The organism is Companilactobacillus metriopterae, assembly GCF_004117915.1.
Taxonomy (GTDB): Bacteria; Bacillota; Bacilli; order Lactobacillales; family Lactobacillaceae; genus Companilactobacillus; species Companilactobacillus metriopterae.
This window is the reverse complement of sequence record NZ_RSTD01000001.1, coordinates 904,266-915,822: the sequence shown is the minus strand read 5'-3', so window position 1 is coordinate 915,822 and position 11,557 is coordinate 904,266. Positions and strand designations below refer to the sequence as shown.

11 protein-coding genes are annotated in these 11,557 nt (G+C 30.7%); 8 read left to right on the top strand and 3 right to left on the bottom strand.

Features of this window, described 5'->3' with window-relative positions; all coding sequences use genetic code 11:
- From EKN01_RS04750 to EKN01_RS04725, 6 genes are all read left to right on the top strand, one after another.
- Entirely contained in the window at window positions 1–570 is a 570-nt protein-coding gene (locus EKN01_RS04750; RefSeq protein ID WP_129045195.1) for a cob(I)yrinic acid a,c-diamide adenosyltransferase, read from the top strand.
- A 103-nt stretch (window positions 571–673) separates the two neighbouring features.
- Window positions 674–2,743, top strand: coding sequence for a PBP1A family penicillin-binding protein (locus tag EKN01_RS04745; protein WP_129045194.1), 2,070 nt, complete (start codon window positions 674–676; stop codon window positions 2,741–2,743).
- Between the two features lie 9 nt (window positions 2,744–2,752).
- Window positions 2,753–3,097: a YlbF family regulator gene (locus EKN01_RS04740; protein WP_129045193.1), complete on the top strand. Its 345-nt coding sequence runs from the start codon at window positions 2,753–2,755 to the stop codon at window positions 3,095–3,097.
- A 48-nt stretch (window positions 3,098–3,145) separates the two neighbouring features.
- A complete protein-coding gene (locus EKN01_RS04735) occupies window positions 3,146–4,306 on the top strand; it encodes a metallophosphoesterase family protein (protein WP_129045192.1) in 1,161 nt (386 codons plus the stop codon).
- 2 nt (window positions 4,307–4,308) lie between these two features.
- Entirely contained in the window at window positions 4,309–6,696 is a 2,388-nt protein-coding gene (locus EKN01_RS04730) for an ATP-binding protein (RefSeq protein WP_164966366.1), read from the top strand.
- 12 nt (window positions 6,697–6,708) lie between these two features.
- A complete protein-coding gene (locus tag EKN01_RS04725) occupies window positions 6,709–7,653 on the top strand; it encodes a 3'-5' exoribonuclease YhaM family protein (protein ID WP_129045190.1) in 945 nt (314 codons plus the stop codon).
- 87 nt (window positions 7,654–7,740) lie between these two features.
- On the opposite strand, the gene EKN01_RS04720 is transcribed toward EKN01_RS04725, so the two are convergent.
- The 3 genes from EKN01_RS04720 to EKN01_RS04710 all read right to left on the bottom strand — a co-directional run bounded on the left by EKN01_RS04720 (window position 7,741) and on the right by EKN01_RS04710 (window position 9,529).
- Window positions 7,741–8,661 carry a peptidylprolyl isomerase gene (locus tag EKN01_RS04720; protein ID WP_432264337.1) on the bottom strand — a complete coding sequence of 307 codons (921 nt, stop codon included), beginning with the start codon at window positions 8,659–8,661 and terminating at the stop codon, window positions 7,741–7,743.
- A 153-nt stretch (window positions 8,662–8,814) separates the two neighbouring features.
- Window positions 8,815–9,096 (bottom strand): hypothetical protein, encoded by a 282-nt coding sequence (locus EKN01_RS04715; protein WP_129045188.1) that lies wholly within the window; start codon window positions 9,094–9,096, stop codon window positions 8,815–8,817.
- Between the two features lie 10 nt (window positions 9,097–9,106).
- On the bottom strand, window positions 9,107–9,529 hold the full coding sequence (locus tag EKN01_RS04710; RefSeq protein WP_099975008.1) for an HIT family protein: 423 nt from the start codon (window positions 9,527–9,529) through the stop codon (window positions 9,107–9,109).
- Window positions 9,530–9,616: 87 nt separating this feature from the next.
- Here EKN01_RS04710 and EKN01_RS04705 point away from each other — a divergent pair, with 87 nt between their 5' ends.
- The gene (locus EKN01_RS04705) at window positions 9,617–10,348 is read left to right on the top strand and encodes an ABC transporter ATP-binding protein (protein WP_129045187.1); all 732 of its coding nucleotides are present in this window, start codon (window positions 9,617–9,619) and stop codon (window positions 10,346–10,348) included.
- Window positions 10,349–11,548: an ABC transporter permease gene (locus EKN01_RS04700; RefSeq protein ID WP_129045186.1), complete on the top strand. Its 1,200-nt coding sequence runs from the start codon at window positions 10,349–10,351 to the stop codon at window positions 11,546–11,548. It begins immediately after the preceding gene.
- Window positions 11,549–11,557 lie beyond the last annotated feature (9 nt).

The following is an 11,557-nucleotide window of genomic DNA, read 5'->3' as shown; positions in this document are numbered from 1 at the left end:
ATGAAAATATATACAAAAACCGGAGATAAGGGTCAAACTAGAATTATTGGTAATGATGTTTTATATAAGTCTGATAAAAGAATAGTTGCTTATGGTACAGTTGATGAACTTAATTCGCAAGTAGGGCTTACTATTGCAATGTTAAATGATAAGACAAAAGTATTTTTTGATGAATTAGAAGAAATTCAACAATTATTATTTGATTGTGGTACTGATCTTGCAATGTTAGTTAATGATGAGAAGCATGAATTTATTTTTAAGCCTGAAGTTGGAGCAGTACAATGGCTAGAAAAAAAGATTGATTTTTATTCTGAAAAAACTGATAAAATCCAAAAATTTATTTTACCTGGTGGATCTGTTACTGCTTCTCAATTGCATGTTCTGAGAACAGTTACAAGAAGAGCTGAACGTGAGATAGTAGATCTGATGCAAACCGAAGAAATCAATGGGGAAGTATTGAAATTTATAAATCGTCTATCAGATTATTTCTTTAGCGCTGCACGTTATGCTAATAAATTGGAACAAGTTGCAGATATTGAATATCGAAATAGTAAACCTGTATTTCGTTAAGCATACTTTTTAAGTGTGCTTTTTTTGTATAGTAATTTATCTAGATTGTTTCACTAACATTATATGTGATAAAATTTTATCTATTATATAGAGGTAATTATTAATGAATAATAATAGAAGTGTATGGGAATGGATAAAGTCCGTTCTGCATGTAATATGGATAAATTTACGTGCTTTTTGGCATAGATTTCAAATTACCAGATGGATTATTCTGATAGTTTTTTCAGCAATCCTATTATTAAGTGCAACGTGGACATATCAAGCCAAAACTGCCAATGTTGAAGATTTACAATCTTCGCTACAAAATAAGACAACAATTTATGACAAAAGCGGAGAGACGGCAGGTGACCTGTATTCGTCTAAGGGTACCTACGTCAATTTAGATAAAATTTCACCCAATATTCAAAACGCTGTTATTGCAACTGAGGATAGAACGTTTTGGACTAATCCAGGATTTAGTATCAAAGGATATGCTAGAGCTTTCTTAGGAATATTGTTACATCGAAGCAGATCAGGTGGAAGTACTCTAACTCAACAATTAGCTAAGAATTCATTGCTTACTCAAAAGCAAACATATTCAAGAAAAGGTAAAGAACTCTTCTTAGCTATCGAGATTAATAAAACCTATTCTAAAAAAGAAATTTTGACCATGTACTTGAACAATGCTTATTTTGGAAATGGTGTTTGGGGTGTTCAGGACGCTTCTGAAAAGTACTTTGGAAAAAATGCTAGTGAGCTGAATGCTGGTGAAGCAGCAATTATCGCGGGTATTCTAAAAAGTCCTAATGAATATAATCCGATTGACTCTATGGATAAAGCAAAATTAAGACGTAACGTAGTGTTAGGGCTGATGGAAGACAACAACAAGCTAACAAGCGGTCAAACAAGTTACTATAAGAATTCTGCTATAATTTTGAACGATAATTTTCAAGAAGGTAATTCTTACAAGTATCCATATTACTTTGATGCTGTAATTGATGAAGCTGTCAACAAATACGGACTCAAAGAAGATGATATTTTGAATAAGGGGTATAAAATTTATACAACTTTAGATCAAAATATTCAGTCTAACTTAGAGAACTCATTCAATAATAGTTCGCTATTTCCGGCTAATGCTACTGATGGAAAAATGGTTCAAGGTGCATCAGTTGCTGTTGATCCAAAAACTGGTGGTGTCTTAGGTGTAGTTGGTGGAAGAGGAGAACATACCTTTAGAGGATTTAACAGAGCCACACAAATGAAACGTCAACCGGGATCGGCTATTAAACCATTAGCTGTTTATGCACCAGCATTAGCTAGTGGATATAAATATGATTCAGAATTACCAGATGAAATTACTAGTTTTGGTAAGAATGGTTACACTCCAACAAATGCTGATAATCAATATCAAGAATCTATGCCAATGTATCAAGCATTAGCTCAGAGTGAAAATATTCCTGCAGTAGCCTTACTTGATAAAATAGGCGTTCAAAAGGGTGTTGATTCCCTAGCTAACTTTGGAATAGATATTAAGAAGAGTGATCAAAACTTGGCAATGGCACTTGGTGGTTTGGAAACAGGTGTATCGCCTCTACAAATGACAAGAGCATATACGGCTTTTGCTAATGAAGGTAAACTTACAGATACTCACTTTATAACTAAGGTGGTAGATTCTACTGGAACGGTTCTAGTAGATAATACTGGTACAACTCAAAAGCAAATTATTAGTAAAAATGTCGCTGATGATATGACAAGTATGATGATTGGAGTTTACAATAACGGAACAGGGAAAACGGCTAAACCATCAGGTTATACTATAGCTGGTAAAACAGGTAGTACAGAAGTTCCAAAATCATATGGTTATGCTGGTACCAAAGATCAGTGGATGATTGGTTATACTCCTGATGTTCTTGTAACAACGTGGATTGGCTTTGATAACACAGACCCAAGTCATTTCTTACAAAGCTACAGTGAGACAGGTGTAGCTTCACTATTTAAGAATCAAATGACAAATATTTTACCTAACACAAATCAAACTAATTTTAATGTTAAAGATGCTTCAACTATTGCGAATAATAATTCAAAATTAGAAAATAATAATGATCTGTCGGACTCTATTCAAGATGGAATAAATAACGTTAAAGATAAAGCAACAGAATGGTATAATAATATAAAAGGTTTTTTTGGTCAGTAGGAGGACATGATGAATAACATTTATGATAGTGCAAACGCACTAGAACAAGATTTAAGAAAAGCAACAGAAGTTGTAGAATTGAAAGAAGCTTTCGAAGCTGTTAAGAATAATGAAGTAGCATTTAAGCTATTTGATAAAGTTCAAAACAAACAATTCGAACTTCAACAAAAACAAATGATGGGTCAAGATGTTTCAGACGAAGATATCGAATCTATGAAACAACTAACTGATCAACTTCAAAATTTTGATGAGTTTAAAACTTTAATGGAAAAAGAACAAAAGATGAATGCGATGATGGAAGAGCTAAATAAGATTATTACTAAACCAATCGCAGATATTTATCAAAGCAAATAAAAAAATCTTAGCTGATGCTAAGCTTTTTTATTTTAAAGGGGAATTTTAATGAAATTTATTCATGCAGCTGACTTACATTTAGATACTCCATTTACCGGAATTAGTAAATATAGTTTAGAAGTACAAAACAAATTAAAAAAATCTACATACAGTGCAGCAAAAAAAATATTTGAAACTGCTTTAGAAGAAAATGTAGATTTCATTATTTTAGCTGGGGATGTATTTGATAATACTGAAAGAAGTCTTAGTGCACAGACTTTTTTAAATGAGCAATTTATTAGATTACAAGAAAATAATATTGATGTATTTATTATTTATGGTAATCACGACTATTTCCGTAACGACTTGGGTATATTAGAATATCCATCGAATGTTCACGTATATGGTCAAGATGTTGAGACAATTAGATATGTTTCTAAAGATAATAAAATAGTTGATTTAACAGGATTTAGCTATTATCAACAACATATTGATGAAAAGATGATTGAAAAATTTCCTATTAGAGGAACTGCTGATTATCAAATAGGGATCTTGCACGGAGGAATAGGGGACGATAATTATGCTCCTTTTCAAATAAGTGAATTAGTATCTAAGGGATATGATTATTGGGCATTAGGCCATATACATAAAAGAGAGATACTTAATCAAAATCCTTATATTATTTATCCTGGAGATACTCAAGGAAGAAATCAAAATGAAACTGGTGTTAAGGGATTCTATCTTGTTGATATAAATTCCAATCAAGTAAATATTGATTTCAAGGAATCATCTGAATATATATTTGAGGTAAAAAATATAGCTATTTCTAAGGATGAGTCTCTGAAAGCAATAATAGATGATATAAGCGCACTTCTTGTAGATGACAACACTTTAGTTACATTGAATATAAATCATGCAGAAAACCTTGATGAGGACGTAATTAGAATGATTGATCGTGGTGAGCTACAGGATCAATTTAAAAATAATTCTGATAGCTTACTTTACAAAATTTATTTGAACTATAATCCGGGAATTGCATTAAGCACTATTGATGAAAAGTATTGGAATATAAGTTCAGAGAATGTATTTGATCTTAATGATATTAAAGATTTGGATAACAAATTATTTAATGTTGATCTTATCAGAGATCATATTAATGAAAGTGATTTTCTTGATGAAATTAAGGAAAAAACTCAGAACATAATAAATAAGAAATCGGCTGGAGAATAGAATTGAGATTAGATAAAGTAAAAATCTATGGGTTTGGAAAGTGGTCAGACAAAGAATTTGATATCAATCATGATTATCAAGTTATTTTTGGACCCAATGAATCAGGTAAAACAACTTTTCTAAATTTTATAAAAAGTGTTCTTTTTGGATTTGCTAGTTCACGTGGTTTAAGCAAATATGAACAATATTTGCCAAAAAATAGTAGTGAATATGGTGGGGAATTACAGTTTTTAGATGATGATAATAATGTTTGGACTGTAAAAAGAGTTGCAGGAAAAGCTGATGGAGATCTAACTATATTTAAGAATGATCAGGAACAACCAGAATCAATGATTGATCATATTACTGGTGGATTCGATAAATCAGATTTTGAAAGCTCATATGTATTTGATGATAATAATATAATCAAATTGTACAATTTGTCAGAAGAACAGCTGGAAATAGAGATAATGTCGATAGGAACAGTTGGTAGTAAAGAGTGGTTAGAAACATCTAAAAACCTAGAAGATGATGCTGGAGAAATTTACAAACCTCGAGGTAAAAAACAAGTATTAGCCAATCTATTAGTTCAAAGAGAAGAGTTGCAACAACAAAAGTCTCAATTTGAAAATCAACAGTCAGAATATCAAAGATTAAATAATGATTTAGTTAAACAACAAGCTAATTATAATCAACAAAAAAAAGAACTAGAAAATTTAGAAAAAAATCTCAATCAAGAAGAACAGCTAGTAAAAAAATGGCCACAATTTGAAGAGTATTCTAATTTAAAAATTCAAAACCAAGATAATATAAAAATTATTCCTGATGATACTTGGGAAAATTTCATACAGATAACACAAGAACAAAAATCGCTAGATAATTTAAATCAAAATGAATCTCTTAAATTGTCTGATGTAGATAATGAAAAAATTAGTTACTACAACTCTCAGAAAGAAAATATTGATTTACTGTCTGAAAATTTGGACTCTATTAGACAGCAAGAATACAATTTACAAAATATTAGCAATCAGCTAGAAGATAACAAAAAGCAAAAACAAAGTATTTTAGACAGTAATCCTAAGCTAATTGAATCCATGAAACCATTAAGTAAATCTGAAATGGATGATTTGTTAAAAACAGATAACCAAAATAATCAATGGATCATTTTAGCTGTTGCAGCAATTGCTCTTTTGCTAACAATATTCACAGGGTCTATGTTACGTATTATATTTGGACTTGCATTTTTAGTATCTGCAGGATATTTTGGATATGATTTTTATAAGAAACAACAAACAAATAGTTCACATGTAGACCAGTCTTATACAGGACTATCCAATCAAGAAATAATTTCTATGCAAGGATATCTTAATCAATTAAGCCAATTGAACGCTAAAAACAGTGAACTAATTGCGCAATACAAGGTTATAGAAACAAATCTATCTGAATGGCGTAATTTAGTAGGTAGGACAGTTCCTAACTATGATTCTAACCAAAGTATTGCGAATCAAATAGGAAGCTATTTAGACGAAATTATTCCACTAATAGATCGAGCAGAATTAATTAAGAAAAATTCAGAGAGCAACAGGATTGAATTAGAACAAAAGTTAACTGATTTAAACAATAAATTAACTGCAATTTTAAATGATTATGACTGCAAAGATAGCGATGAATTTACTTTAAAACATCAAAAGCAATTAGAATTAACTAAAGATATTGCCAGATATAAATCATTGTCAGAATTTATAGGTTCAGACTTAGAAAAATTGCAAAAATATTCTAGTATTGAAGAACTCAGTCAGAAATACAATAGTTTAAAAGATGATTATGAAGAATTATCTAGTAGCGTTAATATGTTAAATCAAGAAATAGGTGGTCTCAAAAATCAGATTGATAATATCTTTGATGATCGTGAGTACCAGCTTGTTGAAAATCAGTTAAAGCAAATCGAAGAAGATATTATTTCTAATTATGATGAATGGTTATCGATGATTTTAGCAAGCGAATGGATTCATGGAACTCTCAACGAAGCTAGTGAGAATCGCTTCCCTAAAATGTTAGGAAAATCTAGACAATATTTTAATATACTAACTAATGGTAATTACACAGATATAAAGTTAGACAATAAAAATATTAAAGTAACTAGAAAAGACAAAACAATTTTTAACGCACACGAATTATCAAGAGCGACAACAATACAATTGTATCTTTCACTACGATTAGCATTTATTTTAGAAATATCTGATATAGTAAAATTACCAATATTAATTGATGATGCTTTTGTAGATTTTGATTTAGGCCGTAAAGAAGTTATTTCCAGTCTTATTAAGGAAATTTCAAAAGATAATCAAGTGATTTATGTTACTGCCAATCAACCTATTGATGGTGAATATGACAATATTATTAAGCTATAAAGGAAATAGATTATGAATAAGATAAATGATTATAAAAATGGTGAAGAGATGGATCTTGATGTAATTATCAAGCGTTCAGATTTACGAGTTGCCAAAAATGGTAAGAACTATTTGTCTCTAGTTTTTGAAGATAAATCTGGTCAAATTCCAGGTAAATACTGGGATGCCAGTGAAGGGGATGCTACCAATTTTAAAATTGGAACAGTTACTCATCTTGTAGGTAAGAGAGATAACTATCAGGGTAATCCTCAAGTTAATATTAGTAGTCTTAAAGTTTTAGATCCCAATTCTATTGATATGTCACAATTTATACAGACAGCTCCTATCTCAGCAGAAGATATGGAAGATCAAATGGAGGGGCTATTTCTCCAAATTACCAATGGACATTGGAATAGAATAGTAAGATATCTATATAAAAAATATCATGATCAATTCTATATTAGTCCAGCTGCCAAAATTAACCATCATGATTTTCGTGGTGGTTTAGCCTATCACACACTTTCAATGGCAAAATTAGCAGAGAAAATATGTGATCAATATCCTCAAGTTGATCGAGCATTACTTTTAGCTGGAGCTTGCGTGCATGATTTAGGAAAAGTGATTGAACTCGGTGGCAGTGTGGATGTTGAGTATACTTTTGAAGGTAAGATGTTAGGACATATCACAATAGTTGATGAAGAAATTGTTTCTGCAGCTAATGAGTTGGATATATCTTTAGAATCAGAAGATATGATCTTGTTGAGACATATGGTTATATCTCATCATGGGTTGCTAGAATATGGGTCACCTGAAAGACCACAGTTGTTAGAAGCAGAATTATTACATGAAATCGATATGATAGATGCTTCAATTAATATGATTACTAAGGCTTTAGACAGAACAGAAGAGGGTAGTTTCTCTGAACGAATATTTGGTTTAGATAATCGTACGTTCTATAAAAGAAATACAAATTCCTAAACGAAAAGACACACTCCTATAATTAAGGTGTGTGTCTTTTTATACATTAATTTAAAGTAAATAAAAAAACCGCCATTCGGCGATTTTTTATTTTGTTGTGTTTGATGTAGAAGAATTACTATTTGAAGATGAACCATTACCAGTATATCCGGCTAGGATATTCTTAAGATCATCATCCTTTATATGCACATCAGCTTTTTTAAGAACTTTACCAATAACTGATTGCATTACAGTTGAGTCTTGCATCCATCCAGTGTAGATACGTTCTTTAAGTTCAGATTTGTGATCTGCAAGTTTACCCTTAGCAGGTTTGTTGTTTAATTGAAGAACTACATAACTACCAGTTGTTGTTGTAACAGGTGTTGATGAGTAGTCGCCAACTTTTTTAAGTTTGTAAGCTGCAGTAACGATTGATGAGTCAACTTGTGTTGAAGTGTTATCAAAGGCAGCTAACTTACCACCTTTATCTTTTGTAGATGTATCTGTTGAATATTCTTTAGCAAGTGCTGAGAATTTTTCACCATTATCAAGTTTTGTAATTACTTCTTTAGCTGTATTTTCATCAGCAACTACGATTTGAGAAACAGTGATTTTTGGTTGATATTTCTTCCATTCAGAGTTAAGTTTCTTGTCTGAAATCTTCTTGTTAGCTTTAAGAGCTTCTTCTGTTAGAAGGTTAGTACGAACATTGTCCTTGAACTTACTTTCTGTAAGTCCATTTTGTTCTAGCAATGTCTTGAATTGTGAACCGTATTGCTTCTTGTATGAGTTAAATTTCTTGTTAACATCATCTTTTGAAACTTTGTCACCATATTGATTTTCAAGAGCTTTAGAAATGATCATTGTTTGAAGGGTTTGCTTACCACTTGTAGAATCCTTCATTTCCTTGTAGTAATCATTTTCTGAAATTCTTCCGCCGTTCATTGTAGCGACAGTTTTGTTACCAGCACAACCAGCAACTGTAACCATCATCAACAAACCAGCAAGGGCAACAGCCCATTTTGTAATACGTTTGTTCATTTTTACACATCCTTAATTAAAGTCTATAACATGAAAAGAGTACCACAAAAAAATCATATTTTGCATCAAATTAGATAAAAATTCAAAAAAAAATCACATTTTATCTACTGAAAGACTAAGATAATATAGAATTATATCAATCTAGCTAGGCAGATTTTCTTTAAGATCTTCTATTGTTAGATTAATATCATCTACGATTGGAGAGATTTCTTCAATATAGTTGCTTACATCATTTTTGATACCGGTAACTACTTCAGGTACTACTTTGATGTTATTTTTTAGAGATTTTAGATCGGATACAAAATCATTGGCATTGCTAAAAACATTTGTACTTCCGGTGGAACTAAATTTTCTACCTTTAGAAAAAAAATATATACCAGCACTTGCTGCTGAAATTAAAGTAATAGTTGTACGTAATTTCATCTTTATTCTCCTATAGATTTTCTTTAATGTTGTTTAAGATCTGTTCTAGTTGATCAGATGTATATTTTTCAGTGTTGTCTTTGAAACTAATAGCAAAATCATCATGAAGAGTAAATTTAGGGACGAAATGAATATGTGAGTGCATAACAGTTTGATAAGCAACTTCACCGTTATTCATTGCAATGTTCATACCTTCAATATTTTTATCAGATTTTTTAATTGCTTTGGCAATCATTGGAATCTTAGTAAGAACTTTCTCAGAAAGTTCTGAATCATATTCAAAAATATTCTCCACATGCTTCTTTGGTACCATAAGTGTATGACCTGGAGTTACTTGAGAAATATCAAGAAAAACCTTCACGTCATCATCTTCATAGATAGTATAACTTGGAATCTCATTATTTATAATTTTACAAAAAATACAGTTATCCATATTGAATTTTTCCTCTCAAATAAGTATATTGTTTATTTCATGATATCATTGTTATATTAACAAAAACAGATATAGGTGGTTTTATCCATGACTTTAGAAATTAAAGATCTTACAGGTGGCTATGGTCACGTTAATGTATTAAATAAGGAAACATTTACTGTTGAAGACGGTCAAGTTGTTGGAATGATCGGACTGAATGGTGCAGGTAAGTCAACAACTATAAAACATATTATTGGATTATTGAAACAAAAAAGCGGTCAAATTTTGATTGATGGTATTTCTCTTGAAGACAATGTAGAAGAGTACCGCAAAAAAATTGCATATGTACCAGAATTGCCAATTCTCTATCCAGAGTTAACATTAAAGGAACATATTGACCTAACTATAATGGCATACGATCTTGACCATGATAAAACATGGGAAAATGCTAACAAATTGTTAGAAACATTCAGATTATCAAATAAACTAGATTGGTTCCCACAAAACTTTTCAAAAGGTATGAAACAAAAAGTTATGATTGTTTCTGCTTTCATGACTGATGCCAGATTGTTTATTATTGATGAACCATTCACAGGATTGGATCCACTATCTGTGAACGATTTGCTGAATGTAATTGATGAAAAGAAAAAAATAGGTTGTTCTGTGCTAATGTCTACTCACGTTTTAGCAACTGTCCAAGATCACGCTGATAAATTTGTTCTTATTAATAATGGACAAGTTCGCGCGGATGGAACTCTTGATCAATTGAAAGAAATGTTTGATATGAAAGATGCCAATCTAGATGATATTTACATCAAGATGTCCAAAGAGGGCAAATAAATGAGAAAACTTTATTCAGAAAGATTAAGAAGACATCAGCAGGAACAGTTTAAGTACTTAAGATTAGTTTTCAATGATAACTTCATGTTGGCATTTATTGTTTTAATGGGAGCCGTAGGATTTGGGTATTCCAATTTCTTAGGATCATTTACCAACCAACAATGGTGGGGTAAGCCAGTATTTATTATAATTACTTTTTTGTCATTTCAAGCAGGTCGAATTGCTACTTTGTTAGAAGATCCAGATAGTACTTTCTTACTAGCAAAAGAAAATGACTTCTATGAATATTTCAAGAGGGCTCTTTCATATAGTATATTTTTACCGATTTTAGCAATAGCGTTGATATCATTTTTACTATCACCATTTGCATTTAGAATGGCAGATATCAATGTCACAGGTATCGTGATATTTGCCGTATCAGCTGTAATAAGTAAGATGAGCTTACTTAATGTAGAATTATTTAACTTATACAATGAAGAAAACACTACAAAACTCCTGTTTGAATTAATATTACTTGCATCAATTGTCATTGCTACATATTCTAGTTCGCTAATATACTTAGTAGTAAGCATTGTATTACTAGTTATTTCTGTAATGATTACCAGACCTAATATCACAAGTAAGAGACTACAGTGGCAAAAAGCAATTAGTTTAGAAAATCAAAGAATCTTCAAACTAAAAAGATTCTACAATTTATTTACAGATGTTCCAGGTGTAAGCAGTAAAATTAAACGCCGCAAATGGTTGGATTTCTTGTATTCATCAATGAAATTAAAACAAAGTAATACATACTTCTATATATTCGTCAGAGGATTTGTCCGTAATAACGAGTATATTGGATTATTCATAAGATTGACTATCATTCAAGGTATTCTATTAGCATTTATCGATAATTTTTATATTTCATTAATAGTCGAAATACTATTTATCTATTTGTTAGGATTCCAGTTAAAACCTTATTTCAAAGAAATTATGCAAAATATGCTTCAAAGACTTTATCCAATTTCAAAAGATCAAAAAATACGAGATTTTATTAAATTATCAACTATTATTTTATCAATTCAGTGGTTGATTAGTGCTATAGCGATTTTTGTACAATTTTCATTTACAATGAACAGCATTGTAATATCACTAGCAGGTTTAGTAGTGTTAATTTTTGTTAACTATTTCTACATGCCAAGACAATTAAAAAAAATATAACGTAATGGA

Coding starts and splice junctions, on each gene's coding strand:
- EKN01_RS04750 (WP_129045195.1), top strand. CDS start 1: ATGAAAATATATACAAAAACCGGAGATAAGGGTCAAACTAGAATTATT.
- EKN01_RS04725 (WP_129045190.1), top strand. CDS start 6,709: ATGAATAAGATAAATGATTATAAAAATGGTGAAGAGATGGATCTTGAT.
- EKN01_RS04740 (WP_129045193.1), top strand. CDS start 2,753: ATGAATAACATTTATGATAGTGCAAACGCACTAGAACAAGATTTAAGA.
- EKN01_RS04735 (WP_129045192.1), top strand. CDS start 3,146: ATGAAATTTATTCATGCAGCTGACTTACATTTAGATACTCCATTTACC.
- EKN01_RS04745 (WP_129045194.1), top strand. CDS start 674: ATGAATAATAATAGAAGTGTATGGGAATGGATAAAGTCCGTTCTGCAT.
- EKN01_RS04710 (WP_099975008.1), bottom strand. CDS start 9,529: ATGGATAACTGTATTTTTTGTAAAATTATAAATAATGAGATTCCAAGT.
- EKN01_RS04715 (WP_129045188.1), bottom strand. CDS start 9,096: ATGAAATTACGTACAACTATTACTTTAATTTCAGCAGCAAGTGCTGGT.
- EKN01_RS04700 (WP_129045186.1), top strand. CDS start 10,349: ATGAGAAAACTTTATTCAGAAAGATTAAGAAGACATCAGCAGGAACAG.
- EKN01_RS04705 (WP_129045187.1), top strand. CDS start 9,617: ATGACTTTAGAAATTAAAGATCTTACAGGTGGCTATGGTCACGTTAAT.